This window comes from Streptomyces sp. NPDC049887, assembly GCF_040656535.1.
In the GTDB taxonomy this organism is placed as follows: domain Bacteria; phylum Actinomycetota; class Actinomycetes; order Streptomycetales; family Streptomycetaceae; genus Streptomyces.
Window position 1 is genome coordinate 1 of the sequence record NZ_JBFAMM010000022.1, and the last position, 26105, is coordinate 26105.

Annotated in this window: 19 protein-coding genes; 11 read left to right on the forward strand and 8 right to left on the reverse strand. The window is 71.9% G+C overall.

Translation table 11 applies throughout. The annotated features are described in order from the left end of the window. Positions 1-82: 82 nt before the first annotated feature. The 7 genes from AB0J10_RS24280 to AB0J10_RS24310 all read right to left on the reverse strand — a co-directional run bounded on the left by AB0J10_RS24280 (position 83) and on the right by AB0J10_RS24310 (position 10718). The gene (locus AB0J10_RS24280; protein ID WP_363064580.1) at positions 83-4030 is read right to left on the reverse strand and encodes an amino acid adenylation domain-containing protein; all 3948 of its coding nucleotides are present in this window, start codon (positions 4028-4030) and stop codon (positions 83-85) included. After that, positions 4027-5259, reverse strand: a complete 1233-nt coding sequence (locus tag AB0J10_RS24285) for a cytochrome P450 (RefSeq protein WP_363064581.1) — start codon at positions 5257-5259, stop codon at positions 4027-4029. The genes AB0J10_RS24280 and AB0J10_RS24285 overlap by 4 nt, the downstream gene beginning before the upstream one ends. A 1-nt stretch (position 5260) precedes the next feature. Next, positions 5261-5482 (reverse strand): MbtH family NRPS accessory protein, encoded by a 222-nt coding sequence (locus AB0J10_RS24290; RefSeq protein WP_363064582.1) that lies wholly within the window; start codon positions 5480-5482, stop codon positions 5261-5263. A gap of 66 nt (positions 5483-5548) precedes the next feature. Beyond that, the gene (locus AB0J10_RS24295) at positions 5549-6298 is read right to left on the reverse strand and encodes an alpha/beta fold hydrolase (RefSeq protein WP_363064583.1); all 750 of its coding nucleotides are present in this window, start codon (positions 6296-6298) and stop codon (positions 5549-5551) included. Between the two features lie 3 nt (positions 6299-6301). Continuing rightward, entirely contained in the window at positions 6302-8134 is a 1833-nt protein-coding gene (locus tag AB0J10_RS24300) for a non-ribosomal peptide synthetase (protein WP_363064584.1), read from the reverse strand. Continuing rightward, entirely contained in the window at positions 8131-9705 is a 1575-nt protein-coding gene (locus AB0J10_RS24305) for an aldehyde dehydrogenase family protein (protein ID WP_363064585.1), read from the reverse strand. The genes AB0J10_RS24300 and AB0J10_RS24305 overlap by 4 nt, the downstream gene beginning before the upstream one ends. A 26-nt stretch (positions 9706-9731) precedes the next feature. Further along, on the reverse strand, positions 9732-10718 hold the full coding sequence (locus AB0J10_RS24310; protein WP_363064586.1) for a BTAD domain-containing putative transcriptional regulator: 987 nt from the start codon (positions 10716-10718) through the stop codon (positions 9732-9734). Positions 10719-10975: 257 nt separating this feature from the next. On the opposite strand from AB0J10_RS24310, the gene AB0J10_RS24315 reads away from it, so the two are divergent. The 3 genes from AB0J10_RS24315 (at position 10976) to AB0J10_RS24325 (ending at position 14679) form a co-directional block, all read left to right on the forward strand. After that, positions 10976-12574 carry a tryptophan halogenase family protein gene (locus AB0J10_RS24315; protein WP_363064587.1) on the forward strand — a complete coding sequence of 533 codons (1599 nt, stop codon included), beginning with the start codon at positions 10976-10978 and terminating at the stop codon, positions 12572-12574. 187 nt (positions 12575-12761) lie between these two features. Beyond that, positions 12762-13403, forward strand: coding sequence for a flavin reductase family protein (locus AB0J10_RS24320; protein ID WP_363064588.1), 642 nt, complete (start codon positions 12762-12764; stop codon positions 13401-13403). Then, a complete protein-coding gene (locus AB0J10_RS24325; protein ID WP_363064589.1) occupies positions 13390-14679 on the forward strand; it encodes a cation:proton antiporter in 1290 nt (429 codons plus the stop codon). Before AB0J10_RS24320 ends, AB0J10_RS24325 begins: the two co-directional genes overlap by 14 nt. 125 nt (positions 14680-14804) lie before the next feature. Here the strand turns inward: AB0J10_RS24325 and AB0J10_RS24330 are convergent, their stop codons facing one another. Beyond that, on the reverse strand, positions 14805-16589 hold the full coding sequence (locus tag AB0J10_RS24330; protein WP_363064590.1) for a GAF domain-containing protein: 1785 nt from the start codon (positions 16587-16589) through the stop codon (positions 14805-14807). Positions 16590-16770: 181 nt separating this feature from the next. On the opposite strand from AB0J10_RS24330, the gene AB0J10_RS24335 reads away from it, so the two are divergent. From AB0J10_RS24335 to AB0J10_RS24370, 8 genes are all read left to right on the forward strand, one after another. Beyond that, positions 16771-17796, forward strand: coding sequence for an NAD(P)-dependent alcohol dehydrogenase (locus tag AB0J10_RS24335; protein WP_363064591.1), 1026 nt, complete (start codon positions 16771-16773; stop codon positions 17794-17796). Positions 17797-17814: 18 nt separating this feature from the next. Then, complete coding sequence (locus tag AB0J10_RS24340; RefSeq protein WP_363064592.1) at positions 17815-19416, forward strand: extracellular solute-binding protein; 1602 nt, start codon at positions 17815-17817, stop codon at positions 19414-19416. 78 nt (positions 19417-19494) lie between these two features. Further along, positions 19495-20373, forward strand: coding sequence for a sugar ABC transporter permease (locus tag AB0J10_RS24345; protein ID WP_363064593.1), 879 nt, complete (start codon positions 19495-19497; stop codon positions 20371-20373). Next, positions 20370-21215, forward strand: coding sequence for a carbohydrate ABC transporter permease (locus AB0J10_RS24350; protein WP_363064594.1), 846 nt, complete (start codon positions 20370-20372; stop codon positions 21213-21215). The genes AB0J10_RS24345 and AB0J10_RS24350 overlap by 4 nt, the downstream gene beginning before the upstream one ends. Beyond that, the gene (locus AB0J10_RS24355; protein ID WP_363064595.1) at positions 21212-22300 is read left to right on the forward strand and encodes an ABC transporter ATP-binding protein; all 1089 of its coding nucleotides are present in this window, start codon (positions 21212-21214) and stop codon (positions 22298-22300) included. Before AB0J10_RS24350 ends, AB0J10_RS24355 begins: the two co-directional genes overlap by 4 nt. Position 22301: 1 nt before the next feature. Further along, positions 22302-23381 (forward strand): ABC transporter ATP-binding protein, encoded by a 1080-nt coding sequence (locus AB0J10_RS24360; RefSeq protein ID WP_363064596.1) that lies wholly within the window; start codon positions 22302-22304, stop codon positions 23379-23381. Positions 23382-23728: 347 nt separating this feature from the next. After that, complete coding sequence (locus AB0J10_RS24365; protein WP_363064597.1) at positions 23729-24061, forward strand: putative quinol monooxygenase; 333 nt, start codon at positions 23729-23731, stop codon at positions 24059-24061. Positions 24062-24452: 391 nt separating this feature from the next. Beyond that, positions 24453-25850 carry an MFS transporter gene (locus AB0J10_RS24370; protein ID WP_363064598.1) on the forward strand — a complete coding sequence of 466 codons (1398 nt, stop codon included), beginning with the start codon at positions 24453-24455 and terminating at the stop codon, positions 25848-25850. Positions 25851-26105 lie beyond the last annotated feature (255 nt).

The following is a 26105-nucleotide window of genomic DNA, read 5'->3' on the forward strand; positions in this document are numbered from 1 at the left end:
GCCCCCCCCCCGCCCGCACCCGCGCGGCTCGTCTAGGTGCCGGGAGTCCAGCCGGGGGGCGGGTGCGCCGCCCGGCGGCCCTTCAGTGCCTGCGGCGGAGCACCGCGTAGTAGCCGGGGAGCAGCAGCGCCTCGGAGTCCGACTCGGGGTCGACCGCGTGCAGCCGTACCGCCTGGTCGTGCACCACCTCCCAGTCGTCCGCCGGGAAGGCGGCGGCGAGTTCGGGTCGGGTGAAGCGGTGGGAGTGCCGTACGCCGGCCGCCTCCAGCGGGCCCACCAGGTCCTCGGCCCGGCCGCGCTTGCCGCCGACGAAGCCGAGGTAGCCGAAGGAGTTGCTGGAGTAGTCGGGTTCGTGGACGATCAGCACCCCGTCGCGCCCGAGCAGCCTGCCCGCGACGGACGCGAGCCGGGCCCGCGCCGCGTCGTCGAGGACGTGGAAGACGCCACGGACGAAGATGTTGTAAGGGCCTTCGCCGAGGGCGGCCGCCTGGGCCGCGTCGGTCATGTCGACGGCGAAGTGGTCGACGTTGGCCACCCCCGACTCCCGCGCCTCCCGGACGGCGTGCTCGATCGCGCTGGAGGACACGTCCACGCCGACGACGCGCGGGTAGTGCGCGGCGAGTTCACGGCTGTAGCGGCCGTTGCCGCAGCCGAGGTCGACGACCGGCATGTCGTCCCGGAAGTGCCGCTTGGCCTGGTCCAGCAGCCAGGTGAACTCCTCGCCGCTGTCGGCGTCCCAGATGACGTCGCCGCCTCGGCCGGTGCGCTCGATCCCCGCCCAGTAGCGTTCCCAGGCGTCGCCGGTGTCCCGTTCCCCGGCGGCCCCGGGGGCGGTCGCGTCCTCGCCGGGCGGCGGCGAGTGGCGCTCCCAGGCGTCCTCCTCCCCCAGGGACTCGACGAGGGAGACGAACTCCTCGAACATGCCCTCGATCAGACCGTCCGGGTACACCGCGGGGAGGTGGTCCCAGTTGAAGGTGAGGCCGCCCGCCTTCTCGAAGACCTGGAAGTCCAGCGAGACCTGAGGGGTCTGCGAGATGCCGTAGACGGGCACGCCGAGCTCGTTCTGCTCGTGGTTGGGCGGGTGGCCGGCGAGGCTGGTCATCACCACGGGCATCGCCGGGGCGAGCGTGCCGCGGAGCCGGGTCAGTTCCCGCAGCACCTGCACGCCGCTGAAGTAGCGGTGCTCCAGGTCGGCCCAAAGACGCCGCTGGAGGGCCTGCGCGCGGCCGGCGAAGGTGGTGGCCTCCTGCTCGACGGCGAGCAGCAGGGTCGTCGTGGTGTCCGCGAGCAGCGAGTTGACCTGCGGGTGCAGCGGAAGGCGGTTGAAGAGCGGGAAGTTGATGGTGAACCTGGCCTGCCCGCAGGCCCTGCCGAGGATCTCCGCGTAGGCGGCGGCGAGCACTCCCGACGCGGTGATCTTGCGGTCGCCGGCCCGGTCCTGGATGCGGTTCCACAGGTCGACGGGGACCACGTGGCTGAGCCGTTCGAAGCGGACCGGCAGTTCCGGGGAGTCCGCCGGGCGCTCGGGGAGCTCCGGCGCGGGCGGCAGTGCGGCGAGGCGGTCCCGCCAGTACCACTCGGAGCGGCGGTAGAGCTCGCTGTCCCGCAGGGAGTTCCCGACGGCCAGCACATAGTCGCGGAACGTCAGCCCCAGCGGCGGGAGTTGGGCCGCCGGGTCGGCGTAGAGGGCGACGAGGTCCGGCACGAGGACCTGGAAGTAGCTCCAGGCGTCGGCGACGAGGAAGTCGAGGCAGAGGTGGATTCGGGCGCGGCCGGCGCCGAGGAGGCTGATCCGCACGTCGAACAGGGGCCAGCTGTCGGCGTCGAGGACCTGGTGGGACAGCCGGTCCCGCAGGACGGCGAGTTCCGCCTCGCGGGCGTCCGGGTCCAGCGCGCCGAGATCGGTGACGGGGATCTCGTACTCCGGGACCTCCTCGTACACCTGCTGGGTGCCGTCGGGGAGGATGCGGGTGCGCAGGGCGTCGTGGCGCTCGACGAGGCGGCGCCAGGCGGTCTCGAAGCGGAGTACGTCGAGACGCTCGCTCTCCCACTCGAAGTAGCCGTGGCAGCCGACGTTGCCGAGGTCGACGAGTCCGCCGCGGCCGATCCACAGCGCCTGCTGGCTCTCGGTCAGCGGGAAGGGCGTGAACCGGCCGGCCGGGTCGGGCACGATGGCGGGCAGTCCGCCGAAGCCGTCCCGCCCGCCCTCGCGCCGGGTGGTGACGATCTCGCCCAGTTCGGCGACGGTCGGGCGGGAGGACAGGTCGGACAGGCTCAGCTCGACGCCGTAGCGCCGGCGGATCTCGTCGATCAGCTGGAAGGCGAGCAGCGAGTGACCGCCGAGGTCGAAGAAGTTGTCGTGGACGCCGACGACCTCGGTGCGGAACGCCCCGGCCCACAGCCGGACGAGCCCGTCCTCGACCTCGTTGCGCGGGGGCTCGTATCCGGTGCCGACGCCGTCGTGGGGCTCGGGCGGTTCGGGGAGGGCGCGCCGGTCGACCTTCCCGTTGGGCAGGCGGGGAAGGGCCGGCAGGACGACGACCGCGGACGGCACCATGTAGTAGGGCAGGGTGCGGGCCACGGCGGCCCGGATCCCCGCGGGGCCCGGGTCCGTGCCGGGCTCCGCGGCGACGAACGCCACCAGCCGCCGGTCGTCGGCGGCGCGTTCGTGGACCACCACGACGGCCTCGGCGACACCGCCGACGCGGGCCACATGGGTCTCGACCTCGCCGAGTTCGACCCGGAAGCCGCGGATCTTCACCTGGGCGTCGGAGCGTCCGAGGAGTTCGACGGCGCCGTCCTCGCGGCGGCGCGCCAGGTCCCCGGTGTCGTACAGCACCGGGTGCGGATCGCCGTCGACGGCGACGCCCGTGCGGAACTTCGCCGCGGTGAGGTCGGGGCGGCCGTGGTAGCCGGCGGCCACGCCGGCGCCGGAGACGTGGAGCCGCCCCACCTCGCCGTCGGGGACCGGCCGGTCGTGCTCGTCCAGCAGGTGCACCCGCATGTTGGCGATGGGAACTCCGACGGGGACCTGACGGGTCGTGCGGATGGCCTCGGGGGTGGCCTGGCTGGTGAAGTCCACGCCCGCGCCGAGGTCGAGGCAGGTGAGGACGTTGGTGGTCTCGGTCGTTCCGTACGTCATCACGACCCTGAACGGTGTGTCGGTCGGCGGCCAGGAGTGCACCCGCTCGGCCGTCGTCACCAGGACGCGCAGCGCGGTGTCCACCGGCCAGTCGAGCGCCCAGACGGGCTCGGCGAGAGCGGCGACCAGCATGGTGTGCGTGATGCGTTCGGCGACGAGCCAGTCGCGGATCTGCTCCGGCGTCTGCGCCCGGCCCGCCTCGGGGATGTGGACGGCGGCGCCGAGGGGCAGATAGGGCAGCCACTCCATGATCTGGACGGCGAAGCCCGGTGTCGACATCCAGGACGCCCGGTCACCGGGGCGGACCCCGTAGGCGCGGGCGGTCCAGTGCACCAGGTTGGTGAGTGCGCCGTGCCGTTCCAGGACGGCCTTGGGGGTGCCGGTGGACCCGGAGGTGTAGATGAGGTGGCTGACGGTGTCGGGTCCGGTGGCCACGCCGACCGGCGTGCCGGGCCGGTCGAGACCGGCGGTGGCCACCTCGGCGCGGGCCACGTCCCCGGGCAGGCGCGCGGCGGTCTCGGGGGGCGTGAGCACCAGCAGGGGCCCCGCGTCGGCGATCATCGCGGTGAGCCGCTCGTCGGGGTTGACCGGGTCGAGCGCCACGATCGCGGAGCCCGTCTTCAGGATCCCGAGGGATCCGATGACGTAGTCGGCCCCGCGCGGATAGCAGAGACCGATCCGTTCACCGGGTCCGGCGCCGCGCGCGATCAGGGCGTGCGCCAGCCGGTTGGTGGCGGTCTCCAGCTCCTCGAACGTCCAGACCCGGCCGCCGTGCACCAGGGCGGGGGCCGCGGGGGTACGGGCGGCCTGCGCGGCCAGGAGCTCCGGGTAGCCGGTGCGGGGGAAGTCCGTGTCGGTGCGGTTGAAGTCGGTCAGTGCGGTGGTCACAGCGCGGCCCTTTCTCGGGGTGCGGGGACTCGGCTGCGCAGCAGCCGCACCGGGAGGCTCCTGATGCCCCAGGTGAAGTTGGAGGAGTTGAAGAGCGCGGGTCCGGTCGGTTCGAACCCGTCGAGCCTGCCGAGCATCTCGGTGAGCAGGGCGCCGAGTTCGAAGCGGGCGAGCCGGGCCCCGAGGCAGAGGTGGCGTCCGTGACCGAAGGCGACGTGCCGGTTCGGCCGCCGGTCGACGCGGAAGGCGTGCGGGTCGGTGAAGACCTCCTCGTCGCGGTTGGCGGAGACGTTCCACAGCGTGACCCGGTCGCCGGCGGCGATGGGCGTCCCGTTGACCTCGGTGTCGCGCAGGGCGGTGCGCAGGGCGTGCACACCCGGTGTGGTCCAGCGCAGGATCTCCTCCACGGCGGGCGCGATCCCGGCGGGTCCGAGGCTCCGCAGCAGCTCCCACTGCTCCGGCAGCTGCGCGAACATGTGCACCGCGCCGGCGGCCGAGTAGCGCGTGGTCTCGTTGGCGCCGGAGAGGACTCCGTTGCAGTTGAAGACGATCTCCTCGTCGCTGAGGGGCCGTGCTGTTCCGTCGCCCTCGTCGACGAGGGTGTCGTGGGCGATCTGGCTGACCAGGTCGTCGCCGGGACGGGCCCGCCGCTCGGCCAGCAGTTCCATGAAGTAGAGGAAGATCTCCGAGTGGGCGTTGCTGCGCACGGACTCGTCCGGGGAGTCGAACGCGTCGGTGGTGAGCGCCCCGATCCAGGCCCAGTCGGCGCGGGGGATGCCCATCATGGCGCAGACCACCCTGTTGGGGAGCTGCTTGGCCAGGTCGATGAAGTCCAGCTCGTCCAGTTCGGCGGTCTCGGCGACGAGTTCGGCGACGACACGGGTGACGAGGGCTTCCAGCCGGGGCATCTGCTGCGGCCCGAACGCCTGGTGGAGAGCCCGCTTGAGCCGGGTGTGGTGGGGTGCGTCGGACACGATCAGCATGCGCTGGGTGACGGCGGTGACGGCGGCGGGGTCGCTGCCGAGCCGCATGCCCTGGGCCGAGCTGAACGTGTCGCTGTCGGCGTACACCCGTACGATGTCGCGGTGCTTGCTGAGTACCCAGAAGCCCTCGTCCCCACGGCCGGGCCCTGGATGCCGGTGGACGGGGTCGTTGGCACGCAGCCAGGTGAAGACGGGCCAGAAGTCGTTGCGCCCGAAGGGCTCCGGGTCGAGCAGGTCGATGTGCATCTCAGGCTCCTTCGCCCGTGCCGGTGCCGGCGCGGGTGGCGGCGGTCGCTTCGCGCACGCTGCGTGGGCGGGTGTCGGTCCAGTGCGCGTCGACATGGGCCACGCACTCTTCCTCGCTGCCGCTGAACCCGGCCGGTGTCCAGCCGTCGGGCACCTCGCGCGCCGCGGGGTAAAGGGCGTACTGCTCCTCGTCGTTGACGAGAACCTGATGGGTCGTGGGCACGGCGTCCTCCGGGCTCGGGGCGGTGCTGCGGGAAGGGGACTGCCCTGTCGGCGGATCACCCGCCGGTCAGGCGGGGGTGGCGGCCGCGGTCGTGTCGTCCCGCAGCAGTGCGGCGAGGTGTTCCAGGACCGCCGCGGGGCGGCGCAGCACGGCGTGGTGGCCGCCCTCGACGCGGTGCACCCGGAAACCGGCCGTGGTGACGGCGGCCCAGCCGGCCAGGTCCCCGACCGTGACGGTCTCGTCGCCGGCCGCGCTCCAGGCGTGCACCGGCACGCCCAGCGGGTCGCCGGGGGTGTGGGTGTAACTCAACGACAGCACGGCGTCCTTGCGGAGCATCGCGACCATCAGGGCCCGGGTGTCCTCGTCGAGGAACGCCGGATCGAGCCCGGCGGTGTCGAAGAGCTTGTCCAGTTCCCCGTCGTCCTCGACGATGCCCCGCCCGGCGCCGTCCCAGTGCCCGGGCGCGCGGCAGGCGCTGACCACCAGGACGGCGGGTGTCACCCGGCGGGCGATCTCGTAGCCGAGGAGTCCGCCGAAGCTGTGGCCGAAGACGACCAGCCGGCGGCCACCGGCGACGACCGGTCGCAGCTCTGCGGTGATCGCCTCCACGGCCTCGCCGAAGGTCTCCGGCATCGGGTCGCGCCAGCGGTTCTCACGGCCGGGCAGTTGCACGCCGTGGACCTGGGCGACTCCGGCCAGGGCCTTGGCCCAGGCGCGGAACTGCTGGCAGCCGGCCCCTGCCTGCGGCAGGCAGAGCAGTGCGGGGAGGGTCGCGTCGTCCGGGCCGGTGGGCCAGGTGGAGATCCAGCTTCCCATGGCTCAGGCCCCCTCGGCGGTGCGCAGAGCGGTCTCCGGTGCCCCCGACTCGGCGGCCAGGCGGTCGAGTTCGGCGGCGACGTCCGCGACGGTCGGTCGCGAGAGCAGCGTTCCGAGCGTGAGACGCAGCCCGGTGGTCCGCCGCAGGTCGGCGACGACGCGGGCCGCGGCGAGCGAGTGTCCGCCCAGTTCGAAGAAGTCGGCGTCGGGTCCGGGGACCTCGCGCTCCAGGGCCTCGGCCCAGACCGCCATGACTTCGCGCTCGCGCGCGTTGGCGTCGCCCGCCACCTCCTCCCGTGGGGGCTCCGCGAGCCGGCGGGCGAGTTCGTCGCGGTCGGCCTTGCCCGTGGTCAGGGTGGGAATGCGGTCGACGACCCGGACCGTCGCGGGCACCGCCGCCTCCGGCAGCAGCTTGGCGCAGTGCCCGGTCACGGATTCCGCCAGCGCGCCCTCCGCGCCGGGTGCCGCGACGACCGCGAGCCCCAGCGTCTGGCCCGAGCCGAGGACGCAGGCGGCGGCGGCGACGACCTCGGGGAGCTCGGCGGCCACCCGCTCGACCTCGCCCAGCTCGATGCGGTGGCCGCGGACCTTCACCTGGTCGTCGCGCCGGCCGCGGTACTCCAGTTCGCCTCCGGGCCGGCGGACCACGAGGTCCCCGGTGCGGTACATCCGCGCGCCGCCGCCCTGGAACGGGTCGGGCAGGAAGCGGGCCGCGGTGAGCCCCGGCCGGTTGCGGTAGCCGCGGGCAACGGCGGGCCCGCCGAGGTGGAGCTCGCCCTCGATGCCCTCGGCGACCGGGATCAGGTCGTCATCGAGCACATAGGCGCGGTAGTCGGGCAGCGGCCGTCCGATGGTGCTCACATCGTCACCCCTCTCGCTGTCGGCCCAGGTGGCCGCGATGGTCACCTCCGTCGGCCCGTACACGTTGAGCAGCCGCCGGTCGCGCGAGAAGCGCCCGGCCAGTGCGGCCGGGCACTGCTCGCCGGCGACCACGACGACCTCGGCCCCGCTCAGCGCGCCGCCGTGGGCCGCGAGCAGCGACGGGGTGAGGGAGGCGGTGCGCAGTCCCGCGGGAATCGGCTCGCGGCCGGCCTCGGCGGCCCGGCGCAGCCCGTCCAGGGACAGGTCGACGAGGGCGACGCCCTGGCCGTGCACGAGGTAGAGCAGGGTGCACCACAGCCAGCCGTCGAAGGCGGGCGATACGGCGTTCAGGCCCAGACCGGCGGGCTGCGGACCGAGCCCGGCCAGGGCGCGCACGAAGGTGTCGAGGCCTCGGTAGGTGACCTCGACGCCCTTGGGACGGCCGGTGGTTCCGGAGGTGTAGATGACGTACGCGCAGGTGTCCGGCCCGGGAGCGGCCACGTCGAGCGGGCCGACCGCGGCGCTCGGCCGGCAGGGGGGACCCGCCGGGTCCAGGGTGCGGACTCCGGTGACGTCCAGCCCGGCGGGCACCTCCGGGGTGACCAGGACCGAGACCCCGGCGTCGGCCAGCGCGGACGCCAGCCGGTCCACGGGGTGCCCGGGGTCGAGCGGCACCGCCGTGGCGCCCAGGCTCCACACGGCGAGCAGCGCGGGCACGCTGTCCCGGGACCGCCCGAGGAGCAGGCCCACGGCGGTCTCGGGACCGGCGCCTGCGGCGGACAGACCAGCGGCCATCGCCGCGGTGCGTGCGGCGAGCCCGGCATGGCTCAGCGCGCCGTCCCCGGCGCTGACCGCCGGGTCGTCGGGCCGTTCGCGGCTCCAGCGCTCCAGCGCCGCGAACAGGGGCGGGAGAGCGGCGTCCGGTCCCGCGGGGGCGGGCCGGACCGCCGGCGCGGCGGCGGGGTGGGCGGTCATGCGTCGTTCCTCTCCTGGCCGGGGTCCCCGGCCGGCACGGCGGCGCGCAGGCGCGGACCGACCACCTGGCCGCCGGACGCCTGGGGCAGCTGCATCGATTTGGTCTCGAGGAAGGCCTCCAGTCCGGCGGCGCCGCACTCGCGGCCGATGCCGGACTGCTTGAACCCGCCGAACGGGGCGGCGGGGTTGAACGAGCCGCCGTTGACGTCGACGAGGCCGGTGCGGAACCGGCGTGCCACGCGCTCGGCCCGGGCGTCGTCGCCCGACCAGACCGCGCCGTGCAGCCCGTAGCGCGTCCCGTTGACGATCCGTACGGCCTGGTCCTCGTCGTCGTAGGGGATGACGCACAGCACCGGCCCGAAGATCTCCTCCTGCCCGATGGTGGACAGCGGGTCGACGTCGGCGAAGATCGTGGGGCGGACGTAGTGGCCGGTGTGCAGCCCGTCGGGCCGGCCGGCGCCGCCGTGGACCAGCCGGGCCCCGCCCTCCGTCTCGCCGCGGCGTATGTACTCGCCCACGCGGGCGTGCGCGGCGGCGGACACCAGCGGGCCCAGGTCCGTCGCGGGGTCGCGGGGGTCGCCGGTCACATAGCCGTCCATGATCCGGCCGGCGAGTTCCACCGCTTCGTCCTGGCGCTCACGGGGCACCAGCAGCCGGCTCCACTGCAGGCAGGTCTGGCCGGTGTTGAAGAGCACCTGGTCGACCGTGGCGCCGACGGCGGTCCCCAGATCGGCGTCGTCCAGGACGAGGCTCGCGTTCTTGCCGCCGAGTTCCAGGTGGATCCGCTTGACACCGTCGGCTCCCACGGCCGACACCCGGCGCCCGGCACGGGTCGACCCGGTCAGGGACACCACGTCGACGAGCGGATGGGCGACGAGCGCGGTGCCCAGGGTGTCGCCGGTGCCGACGGTCATGTTCACCACACCGGGCGGCAGATCGGCCTCGGCGAACACCTCGGCGAGCAGCCGGGCGTGCAGCGGGGTGAGTTCGCTGGGCTTGTGCACGACGGTGCAGCCCGCCGCCAGTGCGGGCAGCAGCTTCTGCACCGTGAGCAGCAGCGGCACGTTCCACGGGGTGATGCAGGCAGCGACACCGGCGGCCTCGCGGACCACCAGCGAGTGGCCCACCCGCTCCTCGAAGTCGTAGGCGGCGGCGGTCTCGACGCAGTGCGCGGCCATGCCCACGGCCAGCCCGACCTGGGTCTGCAGCGCCATGCGGGTGGGAGCGCCCACCTCGGCGGTGATGACGCGGGCGAAGTCCTCGGCGCGGCGCTCCAGTCCCTCCACCACGCGGCGCAGCAGTGCGGCGCGTTCGCGCACGGGCGTGGCCGCCCAGCCGGGGAAGGCCCCGGCCGCGGCACGCACGGCCAGGTCGGCGTCGCGAGGGGTGCCGGCGGGCACGGTGGCGAGCGGCCTCTCGGTGCCCGGGTCGGTGACGACGAGGCGGCTCTCGGCGTCGGAGGCCGTCCATCGGCCGCCGATCCACTGGTCGTCGTAGCGGGGTGGCAGGGCGGGTGCGGACGGCTCGGCCGTCGACGCGGCGGAGTCCTGCGGCACGGTCAGCACGGTCACGGTGGATTCCTCACTGGGTCGCTCGGTCACTGGGTTCGTGCGGGCGGTACGAGTCCCGGGGCGGCTGTGGGCGGCCGGGGCCCGGCCCTGAAGCCGGCCGTGGGGGTGGCGAAGCCCGGGGCGGCTGCCCGGGCGTCGGGCCGGGACCGCCGTACGGCACGCGGGCGGAGTCCGGGGAGTGCCGCGGTGGTCACCGGTACGGTGCGCGTCGGGGTGACCGAGGCCCGGGCGGGCAGCATCGCGTGGAGCAGCCGGTCGGTCTCCCGGGACGGCGCCACCGCCAGGTCGTCCCGAAGCCGGCGCGCGCACAGCTCGTACCAGCGACGCACGCAGGCGTGTTCGCCGCGCACCCCGTGCGCCGTCATCAACGCCCGGTAGGTCTCCTCGTGGTGACGGTCGATGCCGAGGGTGCGGCGGCAGACGTCGATGAGGTCCGGGAAGTCCTCGCGCTCGGCTGCGTCGGCGCGCAGCACGTCCAGGGCTCGCAGGGCCAGCGACCGCAGGTACTCGCGGTGTTCGGCGACCCAGTCGGCACCCTCTCCGCGCAGGAACTCGCCCGCGTACAGCGCGACGGCGGACCTCAGCGGTTCACGGGCGCGGGCCCGGTCGCCGGACGAGGCGGCCCGCAGCCCGGCGTGGGCGAGTTCCTGGAAGCGGTCCACGTCCGACCAGAGGTCGGCGATGTCGAGGGCATAGCCGAAGTCGCGGTAGTGCAGCCGGATCCCGGACTCTCCGGAACCGTCGGGGTGGGCGTCGAGGACCCGCCGCAGTGCGTGCGCCGCGACCTTCAGCGAACTGTCGCCGGCGGCCCCGTCGGAGCCCGGCCACAGTGCCTCGTACAGCCGGTCGCGGGTGAGGGTCTGACCTCGGTGGATCACGAGGTACTGGAAGAGTCCCCGGGACTTTCCGGCCCGCCAGCGCCGCACCGGCGCGCCGTTCACGGTCAACTCGAAGTCGCCCAGGAAGCGGATGCGTACCGCATGCCGTGCAATTCCGGTCACCGCGGTGGTCATCGCTTCCTCCTGGGGTCCGCCGCATGCCGTTCTGCCTGCGGCGATTCTGTTCCCGGGGTCTACATCCGGCCTATACCGGCCGGATAGCGCCTCTGTAGTTCCGTCATAGAGCGGCCGCGCACGCTGAGGCTCCGACGGTCCCGGCCGGCGCCGGAGGTTCAGGTCCTGCCCCGGTCGGTCGTGCCGCGTCCGGCCCGCCTCTCCGCCGGCTCCCAGCGCCCGACCGCGCTTCCCGACTCAGAAATGAGGGCTGCTCCATGACCAGCACCGACACCCGACTGAAGAAGGTCGTCATCCTGGGCGGCGGAACGGCCGGCTGGATGACCGCCGCGTATCTCGGCAAGGCTCTCCAGGGAACGGTCGACATCACGGTGCTGGAGGCGCCGACGATTCCGCGGATCGGGGTCGGCGAGGCGACCGTGCCCAACCTGCAGCGGGCGTTCTTCGACTACCTCGGCATCCCCGAGGACGAGTGGATGCGGGAGTGCAACGCCAGCTTCAAGATGGCCGTGCGGTTCGTGAACTGGCGGACCGAGGGCCGGGGAGAGTCGGCGGCCAGGACGCTTGCCGACGGCCGGCCCGACCACTTCTACCACCCCTTCGGGCTGCTGCCCGACTACGACCAGACACCGCTGTCGCACTACTGGTTCAAGCGCAAGTACGAGGGCCGCACGACGGAGCCGTTCGACTACGCCTGCTTCCGCGAGCCCCCGATCATGGACGCGATGAAGGCACCGCGCTGGCTCGACGGGCGCTCGGCGACCCGCTACGCCTGGCACTTCGACGCCCAGCTCGTGGCCGACTTCCTGCGCCGTTTCGCCGTCGAGAAGCAGAGCGTGCGGCACGTCGAGGACGAGATGACCGAGGTGGTCCAGGACGAACGGGGCTACGTCACCTCGCTGCGGACGAAGAGCGGCAAGGACCTGGACGCCGACCTCTTCGTGGACTGCTCCGGCTTCCGCGGGCTGCTCATCAACAAGGCGATGGCCGAGCCGTTCGTCGACATGAGCGACCACCTGTTGTGCGACAGCGCGGTCGCCACCGCCGTGCCGCACGACGACGAGGCCGGCGGCGTGGAGCCCTACACCTCGGCGATCGCGATGTCCTCGGGCTGGGCCTGGAAGATCCCGATGCTGGGCCGCTTCGGCACCGGCTACGTGTACTCGAGCAAGTTCACCGACCAGGACGAGGCGACGGCCGAGTTCGCCGCGATGTGGGGACTGGACCCGGAGAAGACGGCCTTCAACCACATCAGGTTCCGGGTGGGCCGCAACCGCCGGGCCTGGGTGAAGAACGTCGTCAGCATCGGGCTGTCGTCGTGCTTCCTGGAGCCTCTGGAGTCGACGGGCATCTACTTCATCACCGCGGCCGTCTACCAGCTGGCCAAGCACTTCCCCGACACGACCTTCAACGAGGGTCTGATCGACTCGTTCAACCGTGAGATCGAGGTGATGTTCGACGACACCCGCGACTTCATCCAGGCGCACTTCTTCTACGCCCCGCGCAACGACACGCCGTTCTGGCAGGCCAACAAGAAGCTGACGCTCCCAGACAACATCCAGCGGAAGATAGCGGCGTACCGCGCCGGCCTGCCCATCAACTCCCCCATCACCGACGAGTCGACGTACTACGGCAACTTCGAGGCCGAGTTCCGCAACTTCTGGACGAACGGCAGCTACTACTGCATCTTCGCCGGCCTGGGCCTGGAGCCGGACGCCCCGCTCCCCGCCCTGGCCTACAAGCCGGAGTCCGTGGCCGGGGCGGAGCCGCTGTTCGAGACGGTCAAGCGCCAGCAGCAGAACCTGCTGGAGACGCTGCCGAGCGCCTACGAGTACCTGAAGCGGCTCCACTCGTAGGCCGGTCGGGGGCGGGGGCTCAGTTCCCCCCGGTCCCCGCCCCCGACACCTCCCAGGCTCCGCAAGCACTCCGGCTCGGATCCGGGCCGGTCCAGGACCCGGTCCACAGCCGTTCCCACGGCCCGGCGCCCGGCGCAGTCCGCCGGACGCCGGGCCGTACTGCTTCGTCATCCACAGGGAGTCAGACATGCCCACCTTCCCATCTCGTCCTGACATACCGGACGGAGAACCGGCCGAGGGGACACCGGCGGCGGAGGACCCCGTCGTCCTCCGCGAGGCGGACCTCCGGCCCTTCATGGCTGCCTTCCCCTCGGGCGTCTCCGTCGTCACCACCCTCGATGCCGACGGTCTGCCCCGCGGCCTGACGTGCAGCTCGCTGGCGAGCGTCGCGCTTGCTCCGCCCACCTTGGTGGTGTGCATACGCACGGCGAGCCCGACCCTGGAGGCGCTGCTCGCGCAGGGGCAGTTCGCACTCAACCTGCTGCACGAGCGGGCCCGGAGCACCTCGGACCTGTTCGCCTCGGGCGACCCGACCCGCTTCGAACGCACCGAGTGGCGACTGCCGTTGGGGGCCGGCGGCCCGCACCTGACCGCGTCCGCCCACGCCGTCGCCGACTGCGCGGTCGTGAAGACCGCGGCCTTCGGCGACCACACGGCGGTCTTCGCCGAGGCCCGCCGGGTCACCGTGCGCCCGTCGGCTCAGCCTCTGCTGTACGGGCTGCGCCGCTACGCCGAGTGGTCCGCCGCCGCGGCGGCGCCCCCGCCGGCCGCGTCCCCCCGCCCGCCGCACGTCGTACCGCCCGAAGGAGCCGCCCGTGTCCGCGGCTGAGATCATGCCCGCGGTGCTCGTCGCCGTACCGGCTGCGATCCTCGCCTGCCAGGCCGGCGCCGCGCTGCTGCGCAGGTTCGGCCAGCCGCCCGTGGTCGGCGACATCGCGATGGGCATCGTCCTCGGCCCGTCCCTGCTCGGCTGGCTGTGGCCCGAGGCGCAGACCCGGCTCTTCCCGGATTCGGTCCTGCCGTACACCTCGGTGCTCGGCCAGCTCGGCCTGCTGGGCTTCATGTTCCTCGTCGGGCTGGAGCTGGACCTCCGCACGTTGCGCGGCAGTTCACGGACGGCGGTCGTGGTCAGCCAGGCGGGCATCCTGGTGCCGCTGGGCCTGGGCGCGCTACTGGCCTTCCCGCTGTACGGCCGGCTGGCCCCGGACGGGGTCGGGTTCTTGCCCTTCGCCCTGTTCGTGGCGGTGGCCATGAGCGTCACGGCGTTCCCGGTGCTGGCCCGGATCCTGGTCGACCGGGGGCTGTACGGAACTCCGCTCGGCGCGCTCGCGATGGCGTGCGCGGCGGTGGACGACGTGGCCGCGTGGTGCCTGCTGGCGCTCGTGGGGGCGCTGGCCGCGGCCGGGTCGCCGTTCGACGCCGTGTCGGCGGCCGGGCTCACGCTCGCCTTCGGTGCCGCGATGCTGCTGGTCGTCCGGCCCCTGCTCGCCCGGTGGGCGGCGCGGGGTCGTGCGGACCGGGCCAACGACGGGGTGGTCCTGGTCCTGCTGTTCAGCGGCCTGTGCCTGTCCGCACTGGCCACGGACCTGATCGGGGTGCACACGCTGTTCGGCGCGTTCCTGTTCGGCGTGGCCGCGCCGCGCGGCCACCGGCGAATCGAGGCGTCGGCAGCCCGGCTGCGCGCCGTGGTGGTTCCCGTCCTGCTGCCGCTGTTCTTCGTGCACACCGGGCTGAGCACGGAGATCGGGGCCCTGGCGGCGGACCCCGCGCAGTGGCTCTGGGCCGGCGCACTGCTCGGGGTGGCGGTGCTCGGCAAGTGGGGCGGAGCCTCGGTCGCCGCCCGCCTGTGCGGGCGGTCCTGGCGGGAGGCCACGGCGATCGGGGCTCTGATGAACTGCCGGGGCCTGACGGAGCTGGTGGTGCTCACCATCGGACTCGAACTCGGCGTCATCGGGCCGGACCTCTTCACCATGCTGGTCCTGGTGGCCCTGATCACCACGGCGGTCACCGCGCCGGTCGTCAGCCGCCTTCAGCGCGGGGAACAGCGGGCGCCGGCGCAGCCGGCGGCGGCACCAACGGCCGAGGCGGCCGCGCCGTCGGGCTGAGCGCTTCCGCCGGCCGCCGCCCGCCCGCGCACAGCTCTCCTGCCGGTGAGCGACCGCTCACCGGCAGGGCGCCACGATCCCACCCGGCGGAGGGGTCAAGTGGGTCCCGGTCAGGTCAGGTCAGGTCAGGTCAGGTTCGACGGGACGATCCCGTAACGGCGCATCTTGCGGTACATCGTGGCGCGGGAGATACCGAGGTCCTGGGCGGTGCGCTGGACGTTGGAGTTGCGGTCCATCAACCCGCGCAGGATGGCATCGCGTTCCAGCGTCTCGATGGTGGTCAGGACCTTGTGCGAGGAAACCCGGCACTCCGGGGGGAGGTCTTCCGCGTGGATCACCGGCCCCGCGGGCCGCCGAGCCAGCCCGCGCACCACCGACTCGAACTGCCGGACGTTCTCGGGCCAGGGGCATCGCCGGAGCATGGTCAGGGCCTCCGGGGAGAACCTGCTCTCCGTGCTCGGCCGGTACCTGCGCAGGAAGAAGCGTGCCAGGTGCTCGATGTCCCCGTGGCGATGACGCAGGGGCGGCACCTCCACCAGGGCGTCGCCGAGCCGGCCGAGCCGGTCGTCGGCGCCGGCCGTCGAGGGCTGGCCGGTCAGCACCAGTTGCCCGGTAGCGGTGCCGTCCAGGTGGGCCAGCAGCTTGCCCAGCCGCTCCCGCAACCGGTCACCCAGCAGGTGGACGTCGCGCAGGACCAGCACGTTGGACGGCACGGCGAGCAGTTCTCCCACGTCGTGCAGCCAGCGCTCGGTGACGGCGGGCGAGTCGGACGGCGGCGGCTGGGCCGTCTCGAGTCGGCGTCCGCCGCCGTGGGCCCGGTGCAGGGCCTCGACCAGCGTCCTCTTGCCGACGCCGGCCTCTCCCAGGAGGTGCAGCGGCGTCCCGGCGACGAACGCCGCCCGGCTGTCGGCGACCGCGCGCAGCCACTGCGGGGACGACCCCACCAGCCCCGGGTCGGGCCGGGCAGGCGCGGCTGAGGCAGCGGGTCCGGACTGGGGGCGTCCGATCAGCCGGACTCTGAGGACGGCGCCCGCGTCGCTGTCCTCGCGCCGGCAGCGGCTGACTTTGAGTTCGGCGACCCGTCCGGAGGGCAGGGCGATGCTGCGCGTCCCCTCCGTCCGCGGGGTGTCGGCGATCTCTCGGGCATGGTCGAGCAGCGCGTAGTGGTCCGACCCGGTCACGGCCGCACTGAGCTGCTCGTTCATCATGACGACATCGCGGTTGAGGGCCAGTACCGGTTCCGGGCGCACCGAGGAGCAGGCGGCCATGTAGTCGTGGAACAGGGCCCGTTCGCGCCGCGAGGTGATCGCCGCGATCTCCCCTTCGATCTGGGCCGCGACCGAGCGGGCGAAGGCCATCAGCATTCCGCCGGAGCCCTGACGGACGGTGGTGAGGTTGAAGGCCCCCAGCAGCGTGCGCCGGGTGGGATGCAGGATCGGTACGGCGGCGCAGTGGAAGTCCCGCAACGCCTCGACGTAGTGCTCCACTCCGGCGATCATGACAGGGCGGCCGCTGGCCAGCGCGGTCCCGATGCCGTTGGTGCCCACATAGCGCTCGGCGAACACATGGCCCGGGGCCAGCTGCACGCGGTTGAGGTTCGTCGTCAGCCCCTCGTGGGACACCTTCCGGGAGAGCACCACGCCGTTCCTGTCGGTGATCATCGTGGCCACCGGGTCGTCGGCGAGCTGCTCGTGCAGCCTGTCCAGGATCGGCAGCGCCGCCCTGGCGAGGGGGCTGTCGAGGTTGGGGTCGTCCAGGTAGGGGGCGTCGAGGCTGCCCGACTTCACCCGGTGCTCCATCGAGCGCTGCCACGAGGCGACCACGAGCGGACGGGCACTGGGATCCCTGGTGACTTCCAGATAGAGCTCCCTGGCGGCCTGCAGCGAGCTTCCGGGCTGGTGGCGGGGCATTAACCCTCCCGTATCGCGCGCGTCACAAATCCTTCACTGCAGTGATTGGACCAGCTCGGCGGGGCGGCACCCACACCGTGTATCAGATTGAGACATCCGCGAGCGATTTCTGAGACATCGGCCCATGAGCGGCGGCCTGTGTAATCGGCGCACCATCACCCCCGACTCGCAGGGAGCCGCCATGAAAGCCGTGCAGGTCATCGAGTACGACAAGCCGCCCGAACTGGTGGACGTGCCGGACCCGCAGATCACCGGTCCGCTCGACGTGATCGTGAGGATCGGGGGCGCCGGGGTCTGCCGGACCGACCTCCACATCCTGGAGGGGCAGTGGAAGGAGAAGAGCGGCGTCACCCTGCCCTACACGATCGGTCACGAGAACGCCGGCTGGGTCGCGGAGGTCGGGCAGGCCGTCACCCACGTCCGGGTCGGTGACCCGGTCATCCTGCACCCGCTGGCGACCTGCGGTCTGTGCCGCGCCTGCCGGGACGGCGACGACGTGCACTGCACGGACTCGGCCTTCCCCGGCATCGACGCCGACGGCGGCTACGCCGAGTACGTCAGGACCGGCGCCCGCTCCGTCGTGCCCCTCGCCCCGTCCCTCGACCCCGCCTCGGTGGCGGCGCTGGCCGACGCCGGGCTGACGGCGTACCACGCCGTCGCCAAGGCGGCCCGGGTGCTGCGGCCCGGTGACCGGGCGGTCGTCATCGGCGCGGGCGGACTCGGGCACATCGGGATCCAGGTGCTCCGGGCACTGTCGCCCGTCGAGATGATCGTCATCGACCGCAGTCCGGAAGCCCTGGCGCTGGCCCGGGAACTGGGCGCCGACCACACGCTCGCCGCGGACGGCAGCGAGGCCGAGCGGGTGCGGGAGCTCACCGGGGGGCACGGGGCGGAGGCCGTCCTGGACTTCGTCGGTGAGGGGGGCGCCGTCGAGACGGGGGTCGCCTGTCTGCGCCGCAACGGCAACTACTACGTCATCGGCTACGGCGGTCACCTCCACGTGCCGACGATCGACGTCATCTCCACGGAGATCAACTTCATCGGGAACCTCGTGGGCTCCTACAACGACCTCGCCGAGCTGATGGTCCTCGCGGCCCGCGGCAAGGTCACCCTGCACACCCAGCGCTACCCCCTCGACTCCTTCCGGCAGGCCCTCGACGACCTGCACGCCGGAGCCGTACGCGGCCGAGCGATCTTGATTCCCTGACACCGCAGGAGCAGACACATGCGCAGCAGACCGTACCCGGGCCTGGTCGCCGTCGCGGCCGTCGCGGCCCTTGCCGCCACCGCGTGCACCGCCCAGAACGAGGAACAGCAGAAGCCCAAGGAGAAGGCCGCGCTCTTCAAGCCCGGTTCGGAGATCAGCTACCAGAAGTACGGCAACAACTACCCGACCACGAAGGTCAAGGACGTCCCCGGCCCCTGCAGCTACGAGTCGATCAGCCGCAGGGACTACTCCGGACAGACGCTGAAGATCATCAGCCATGCCGTCCCGGTCATCGGTGAGCCGACCCAACTGCACGCCAAGCAGTTCGAGGAGATCACCGGAGGGAAGGTCGAGGTGGTCAACGTCCCCTTCGGGGAGCTGCACCAGAAGATCCTCACCCCTCTCCAGGCGGGCCAGCCGGCGTACGACGTCATGTTCTACCCGTCCCTCTGGATCGGCGACCTGGCCCCGTACCTGGCGCCGGTGCCGGAGAAGTACCTCGAGAGCCCCGGCATGAAGGACGTCACCAAGGCCTACATGGACGTGGCGACCTGGAACGGGGAGGTCGTGCAGTACCCGGTGGACGGTGACCGGCACTACCTCAAGATCCGCACCGATGTGCTGGAGGACCCCCAGCGGCAGGCGGAGTACCGGAAGGCCACGGGCAAGGAGCTCCGGGCCCCCGGGACCTGGGCCGAGTACCAGGAGATCGCCCAGGTCTTCAGCGGGAAGGACCTCGACGGCGACGGCAGGAAGAACTACGGCAGCGCCGAGGTCACCAAGCGCGACGACCTGACGTTCTCCGCGTTCATCAGCCGGGCGGCGCCGTATGTGAAGCATCCGCACGTCAAGGGCGGTGTCTTCTTCGACCCCGAGACCATGAAGCCGCTGATCAACACGCCCGGCTTCGTCCGCGCGCTGGAGGACATGGTCAAGGCGAAGTCCACCTGGGCACCCGGCGGCGCCAACTTCGGCCTGGGAGACGAGATCTTCTCCTTCGGAGGCGGCCAGACGCTGATGTCCTACTCCTGGGACGACGCCTTCGTCCAGGCCCAGCAGCCGGACAGCAGGATCCGCAACAAGGTCCGGGCGGCGCCGCTGCCGGGCTCCACGGAGGTCTACAACCGCGCCACGGAGTCCTGGGACAAGATGGCCAACCAGGCGCCCTACTTCACCTGGGGATGGACCTCGGCGGTGGCCAAGGCCTCCAGCCGTCAGCAGATGGCCTTCGACTACCTGTGCTTCTTCAGCAACGAGGCCAACACCGCCCTCGACCTGACCATCGGCCGCTTCGGCGTCAACCCGTACCGCAACGCCCACTTCGACCCGGCGTTCTGGGAGAAGCAGGGGTGGGACAAGGACGTCGCAGCGTCCTACACGAGCACGCTCTCCGGCATGGAGAAGAGCCCCAACCGCGTCTTCGACCTGCGCGTTCCCGGCGTCAACCAGTACATGTCCGCGCTGGCCAACGGCGTCGCCGCGGCTCTGGCGGGACAGAGTTCGCCCCAGCGTGCGCTGGACGGCGTGGCCAGGGAATGGTCCGCGATCACCGATCAGATCGGCAGGGACAAGGTCCGCAGCGCCTATCGCAACGTGGTCGTGCTCGAGGCCGACTCCTGATCCGACCGCAGCACGCCCCGGGTGGCCGGCCGGTCCGGGCCGGCCACCCGGGGGCACCCCCCTTCCGCAAGGAGAACCATGGACGGCCTGCGCCGGCACAAGAGCATGTTCCTGCTGCCGGGACTGCTCACGCTCTTTCTGATCATCATCTTCCCGCTTCTGTTCACCATCCGCGTCAGCTTCTCCGGCTGGAACGTCAGCAACCCGCAGCTGGACTTCATCGGCGGGGCCAACTACACCGCGATGCTGCACGACAGCCGCTTCTGGGCCTCCATCACCCGGCTGGTCCTGCTCGCCGGCGGCACGGTCCTGATCCAGTACCTCATCGGGTTCGGCATGGCCCTGCTGGTCTGGCGCGAGGTACGCGGCCGCAGATTCTGGCGGGTGCTCTTCCTCGTCCCCATGATGACCACGCCCGTGGTGATGGCCGCCATCTGGCAGACGATCTTCCATGAGTCCCTGGGACCGGCGAACGACCTGCTGGAGACGCTGGGTCTGACCGCGATCCCCTGGCTCACCGAGTCGGGGCCGGCGCTGGTCGCGCTCATGACCGTCGAGGTGTGGCAGTGGACCCCGTTCATGTTCCTGCTGCTGCTGGCCGGCCTGCTGAGTCTGCCGAAGGAGCCGTTCATGGCAGCGGCGATCGACGGCGCCGGCACCTGGCGCACCTTTCGGAAGGTGACGTTCCCGCTGATGGCGCCGGTCTCGGTAGCCGCGGTCATCATCCGGCTGATCGAGGCGTCCAAGCTCTCCGACAGCGTCTACGTCCTGACGTCCGGCGGGCCGGGATCCTCCACCGAGACCCCGGGCTACTACCTCTACATCCAGGGCCTCCGCGATCAGCAGACCGGCTACAGCGGGGCGATGTCCCTGACCTACCTCGTCCTGATGATCGTCACGCTGACGGTCGTCGCCGCCCTGCTCACCAGGGCCTTCAAGCTGAAGGGGGACTCATGAGGTCGCGCCTCTACCCCGTGTTCAAGTACACCGTGATCGCGCTGTGGGCCTGCTTCGTCGCGGGGCCGTTCCTCTGGGCGATGACGACCAGTTTCAAGAACGCCAACGCGGTCCAGGGCGGCCCCACCTACGTCCCCTGGGCGCAGTACGAGCCCACCCTCACCGGCTGGCGCAACATCTTCGGCGGCGCCGGCGGTGTCGATGTGATCGAGCCGTTCCTCAACAGCGCCGTCGTCACCGTCGCCGCGTCCGCCGTCAGCCTGGCCCTGGGGTCCCTGGCCGCGTACGCGCTGTCCCGCTACCGCTTCAGGCTGGGCTTCATCAAGAACGGCGACATCGTCTTCTTCTTCGTCTCCCAGCGGATCATGCCGCCCGTCGTCCTGGTGATCCCCTTCTTCTACCTCCTGCAGTGGGGCGGCCTCCTGGACACCATCGCCGGACTGGTCATCGTGACGGTGGCGCTGCTGCTGCCCATCGCGGTCTGGGTGATGGTCGACTTCTTCAACGGCATCCCGCGGGAGATCGACGAGATGGCGATGCTGGACGGCTGCCCTCCGTTCCGGACCTTCGTCCGGGCGATCCTGCCGAACTCCCTGCCCGGCCTGACCGTGGCCGCGATGTTCTGCGCCGTGTTCGGCTGGAACGACTTCTTCTTCGCCTTCCGGCTGACCTTCACCGAGGTCCAGACGCTGCCCCAGGCGGTCGTCGCCCTCAACTCCTCCATTCCACCGTGGTGGACGCTGTCCGCCGCCGCGCTGTTCGGCGTGGCACCGCTCGTCCTGCTCGCCCTCTGGGTCGAGCGCCTGCTGTCCAAGGGGAACCTGTCGGGAGCCGTCCGATGAACCTGTGCGCCACCGATCTGTGCCTGACCGTCGACGGCGTCGACCACCTCAGGAACGTGACCGCGACCTTCGAGCCGGGACGGCTCCACACCGTCATCGGCCGGACGATGGCCGGGAAGACGACGCTGCTGCGGGTGCTCGCGGGCCTGGAGAAGGCGGACTCCGGCTCGCTGACCCGGGCGGGAGCGGACTTCCTGAGGACGCCGGTGTGGCGGCGCGACACCGCCATGGTCTACCAGCAGTTCATCAACTACCCGCATCTGAACGTGTTCGACAATGTGGCCTTCCCGCTGAAGCGGGCCGGGCTGCCACGGGACGAGATCCGGCGTCGGGTCCGGCAGAGCCTGGCGCGTGTGGGGCTGGCGGACTTCGAGAAGCGCAAGCCCTCCCAGCTCTCCGGCGGCCAGCAGCAGCGCGTCGCGATGGCCCGCGCCCTGGCCCGCGCGACCGGCATCCTGCTGCTCGACGAGCCGCTGGCGAACCTGGACTACAAGTTGCGCGAACAACTGCGCGACGAGTTCAGGACCCTCTTCTCCGACCGGGGCGACACCATCGTCGTCTACACGACCACGGAACCCGCCGAGGCGATGATGCTCGGGGACGTGGTGCTGGTCATGCACGAGGGCCGGATCCTCCAGACCGGCACCCCGCAGGAGGTGTACGAACGCCCGGCGACCACGACGGTCGCGTCCATCGTCAACGACCCGCCCATGAACATCTTCGCGGGCCGGATCGAGGGCGGCCGGATCGTGGCGGCCGGTCTCCAGGCCGCACCCGCCCCAGCGCACCTGGCCGACCTGCCCGACGGGCGCTACCAGTTCGGCCTGCGCGCGACCGACGTCGGCCCGGCCACCGGCGGAGTCGAGGGGGAGGCGGTCTTCGTGGAGATCTCCGGTTCCGAGACCTTCGTCCATGTTGCCGTCGGCGAGACCCCCTTCGTCGTGCAGGTCGAGGGCATTCACGACATCGGCCTCGGCGACCCGGTCGAACTGCACCTGCGCGACGACCGGTTGTTCGCCTTCGACGAGCAAGGGGCGCTCGTGCGGACACCTTCATACGAGCTCGCTGAAGTGGAAGGGCGTTGACATGGCGCAGTTGGACATCGTCGATGTCGGGCACGCGTACGCGCCGGGCGTCGAAGAGGAGCGGTGGGCCCTCAAGCCGCTGAGGCTGACCTTCGAACCGGGCAAGACCTATGCGCTGGTGGGTCCGTCCGGGTGCGGCAAGACCACGCTGCTGAACATCCTCTCCGGGCTGGTCAGACCCTCGCGGGGGAAGGTGCTGTTCGACGGAGTCGACGTCACGGACCGGCCCACGAAGGCCCGCAACATCGCCCAGGTCTTCCAGTTCCCGGTGATCTACAGGTCCATGACGGTCTACGAGAACCTCGCCTTCCCGCTGCAGTGCCGGCGCTGGGACAAGGCGAGGATCGACGCCAAGGTCCGGCAGGTCGCCGAGGCCCTGGACCTGCACGACCGGCTGAGGCAGCCCGCCCGGGGGCTCACCGCCGACGACAAGCAGCTGATCTCCCTCGGCCGCGGCCTGGTCCGCGACGACGTGGCGGCCGTGCTGATGGACGAGCCGCTCACCGTCATCGACCCGCAGCTGAAGCACTCGCTGCGGCGCCGGATCCGTGAGATCACCGAGCAGTTCCGACCCACGGTGATCTATGTGACGCACGACCAGTACGAGGCGATGAGCTTCGCGCAGGAGGTGCTGGTGATGAAGGACGGCCGCGCCGTACAGCAGGGCACCCCGGAGCAGCTCTTCGAGGCGCCCTCGTCCACCTACGTCGGCTACTTCATCGGCTCACCGGCGATGAACTTCCTGACCGTGGACCAAACCGACGGGCAGTTCACCCTGGACGGCCGGACGCTGGCCGTCGCCTGGGACATCCCGCAGAGCCCGGCCCGGCTCCAGGTAGGCGTCCGGCCCGAGTACGTCAAAGTCGTCACGGAGCCCGGTCCCAACACCTTCCCCGGCAGACTGCGGAGCGTCACGGACCACGGTGCGCAGCGGGTGCTCGAGGTCGAGGTGGCCGGGCAGCTCGTGAGGACCAAGACACCGCGGGAGGAGGGGGTTCCGGCGGGTGAGGGCGTCCTGGTCCATCTCCCGCGCGCCAAGGTCCTGCCGTACGCGGACGGCCGGCTGGTGCTCCGGTCCTGACGGCCCGTCGGGATGCGCACGCGCCCTGCGCGTCACCTTGCGGCTGCAGCCGCCCGGACGGCCGCGGCGGGACGCTGGGCGGCGAAGTCGTCCCGGGACCGTTGCGGCGCGTTCGTTCCCGCAGGTCCGCGGACCGGCGGCGGACGGGAGGTCGTACGATCCTGTCTCGGCGAGCCCGTGCGGCCTCGGGAGGACGGAGGAACGACCTCGCGCCTCGGTTCGGCTCGCCACCGGCCGGTCGTGCACGACGAGACCGGCCGCGGGTGGGGCTCCGGGCCGGCCCGGACGTTCTCCGTGCCGCGCCGCCGCGCGGCGGACATCACCACAGACATCAGCGAAGGAATTCCATGATCTTCATCACCGCCAAGTTCCGGGTCCGTCCCGAGCACGCCGACCGCTGGCCCGAGATCGCCGCCGACTTCACCCGGGCCACGCGCGCCGAGCCCGGCTGTCTGTGGTTCGACTGGTCGCGCAGCGTGGAGGACCCGACGGAGTACGTCCTGGTGGAGGCCTTCCGCGACGAAGAGGCCGGAGGCGCGCATGTGCGGTCCGCGCACTTCCGGGCGGCGCAGCAGACACTGCCGCCCCATCTGGCCGAGACGCCGCGCATCGTCCACATGAACGTTCCGCAGGACGACTGGTCGCCGCTCGGGGAGATGGCCGTCCCCGGTCAGGAGTAGCGGTCCGGGCTCGGGGTGCGGCCGGTCCGTCGCGCGCCGCTGCCGTCCTCGGCGGATTCGCGGTCGCCCGGCAGGGCCGTGCCGGGCGACGCGCCGGTGGCGAGTGAGATGCCGGTGACGAGTGGGGCGCCGGTGACGGGGCGGGGGCGGTACGGCCGCCGGTCACCGGAGTCACCACAGAACCGCCAAAATGCATCGATACGGGGTGCATCCAGCAGCGCTCCGCATGGCCTCATCGAGGCCTCGCGGAGAGCCTGACACCGCCTCCATGGTGGGCTGGTGCACTCCGGCAGGTAGAACTATGGTGTCCCACCACATGTGATGGTGACGTGCCACTTTCTACGTTGTGCCGACACGCAAACGTCCCCGCCAACGCCTGGAAGTGGTGTTCATGGCCGCCTCGGCAACCGCTCCACCCGAGTCCTCGAAACTGCGGCGCATCGTCGCCGCGAGCCTCATCGGCACCACCATCGAGTGGTACGACTTCTTCCTCTACGGATCAGCCGCGGCGCTGGTCTTCAACAAGCTCTTCTTCCCGAACTCCGATCCACTCGTGGGAACCCTGCTGTCGTTCCTGACGTACGCGGTCGGGTTCGCCGCGCGGCCGCTCGGGGCGCTGGTGTTCGGGCACTACGGCGACCGCCTCGGGCGCAAGAAACTGCTGGTGCTGAGTCTGCTGCTGATGGGCGGGGCGACCTTCGCGATCGGTCTGCTGCCGACGCACGCCACCATCGGGAGCGCCGCCCCCGTGCTGCTGACGGTGCTGCGGCTGGTCCAGGGCTTCGCGCTCGGCGGTGAGTGGGGCGGAGCCGTCCTGCTGGTGTCGGAGCACGGCGATGCACGCCGGCGAGGCTTCTGGGCCTCGTGGCCGCAGACGGGGGCCCCGGCGGGCCAGCTGCTGGCGACCGGGGTGCTGGCGGCGCTGACCGCCCTGCTGTCGGAGAGCGCCTTCACATCATGGGGCTGGCGCATACCGTTCCTGCTGTCGGGTGTGCTGGTGTTCGTCGGACTGTGGATCCGCCTCTCCGTCGACGAATCACCGGTGTTCAAGGCCGCGCTGGCGCAGGCCGAGCAGCGCAAGGCGGAGTCCGGACAGGTGGAGAAGATGCCGCTCGTGGCGGTGCTGCGGCACCACTGGCGGGACATCCTGATCGCCATGGGCGCCCGGATGGCGGAGAACATCAGCTACTACGTGGTCACCGCCTTCATCCTCGTCTACGCCACCACCTCGGCGGGCCTGAGCAAGCAGACGGCCCTCAACGCCGTGCTGATCGCCTCGGCCGTGCACTTCGCGGTGATCCCGCTCTGGGGCGCGCTGTCCGACCGGATCGGCCGCCGGCCGGTGTACCTGATCGGCGCGGTCGGCGTGGGCGCGTGGATGTTCCCGTTCTTCGCGCTCATCGACACCGGGTCCTTCGGCAGCCTGCTGCTCGCCGTCACGGTCGGACTGGTGCTGCACGGCGCGATGTACGCACCGCAGGCGGCCTTCTTCTCGGAGATGTTCGCGACGCGCATGCGGTACTCGGGCGCCTCCATCGGGGCCCAGTTCTCCTCGGTGGCCGCCGGGGCTCCCGCACCGCTGATCGCCACCGCGCTGCTTGCCGACTACGGCACCTCCACGCCGATCGCGCTGTACGTCATCGCGGCCGCGCTGCTCACGATCGTGGCCGTGGCGTGCGCCCGTGAGACCCGTGACCGCGACCTGGCCTCCGTCGAGGCGGACGTCCAGGGCGACGACGCGGCCCGAGGCGCCCGGGGGTCGAGCGCGGACGCTCCGGCCTCCGCCTGAACCCCCGCCCTCCCCGGAGCCGCGTGGACCGTAGTGCACGGTCCACGCGGCTCCCGGCGTGCGAGGGGGTGGGTGCGTGCCGGGTGCGCCCGCCGGTGGGGGAAGCCGTTCGGGGTGCACGTGGCGAGGCCCCATGGACCGAGCCCGTGGTCAGGACCCGCTGTCAGGACGCGGGCGACGGCGGGCGTCCTTGCCCATCCCTGGCGCGAGGGCCGGAGGAGGAGCGGACGCGGTAACTCCGGGGGCGCGTCCGGC

Coding starts and splice junctions, on each gene's coding strand:
- AB0J10_RS24285 (WP_363064581.1), bottom strand. CDS start 5,259: ATGCACATCGACCTGCTCGACCCGGAGCCCTTCGGGCGCAACGACTTC.
- AB0J10_RS24295 (WP_363064583.1), bottom strand. CDS start 6,298: ATGGGAAGCTGGATCTCCACCTGGCCCACCGGCCCGGACGACGCGACC.
- AB0J10_RS24300 (WP_363064584.1), bottom strand. CDS start 8,134: ATGACCGCCCACCCCGCCGCCGCGCCGGCGGTCCGGCCCGCCCCCGCG.
- AB0J10_RS24310 (WP_363064586.1), bottom strand. CDS start 10,718: ATGACCACCGCGGTGACCGGAATTGCACGGCATGCGGTACGCATCCGC.
- AB0J10_RS24315 (WP_363064587.1), top strand. CDS start 10,976: ATGACCAGCACCGACACCCGACTGAAGAAGGTCGTCATCCTGGGCGGC.
- AB0J10_RS24320 (WP_363064588.1), top strand. CDS start 12,762: ATGCCCACCTTCCCATCTCGTCCTGACATACCGGACGGAGAACCGGCC.
- AB0J10_RS24330 (WP_363064590.1), bottom strand. CDS start 16,589: ATGCCCCGCCACCAGCCCGGAAGCTCGCTGCAGGCCGCCAGGGAGCTC.
- AB0J10_RS24335 (WP_363064591.1), top strand. CDS start 16,771: ATGAAAGCCGTGCAGGTCATCGAGTACGACAAGCCGCCCGAACTGGTG.
- AB0J10_RS24340 (WP_363064592.1), top strand. CDS start 17,815: ATGCGCAGCAGACCGTACCCGGGCCTGGTCGCCGTCGCGGCCGTCGCG.
- AB0J10_RS24345 (WP_363064593.1), top strand. CDS start 19,495: ATGGACGGCCTGCGCCGGCACAAGAGCATGTTCCTGCTGCCGGGACTG.
- AB0J10_RS24350 (WP_363064594.1), top strand. CDS start 20,370: ATGAGGTCGCGCCTCTACCCCGTGTTCAAGTACACCGTGATCGCGCTG.
- AB0J10_RS24355 (WP_363064595.1), top strand. CDS start 21,212: ATGAACCTGTGCGCCACCGATCTGTGCCTGACCGTCGACGGCGTCGAC.
- AB0J10_RS24360 (WP_363064596.1), top strand. CDS start 22,302: ATGGCGCAGTTGGACATCGTCGATGTCGGGCACGCGTACGCGCCGGGC.
- AB0J10_RS24365 (WP_363064597.1), top strand. CDS start 23,729: ATGATCTTCATCACCGCCAAGTTCCGGGTCCGTCCCGAGCACGCCGAC.
- AB0J10_RS24370 (WP_363064598.1), top strand. CDS start 24,453: ATGGCCGCCTCGGCAACCGCTCCACCCGAGTCCTCGAAACTGCGGCGC.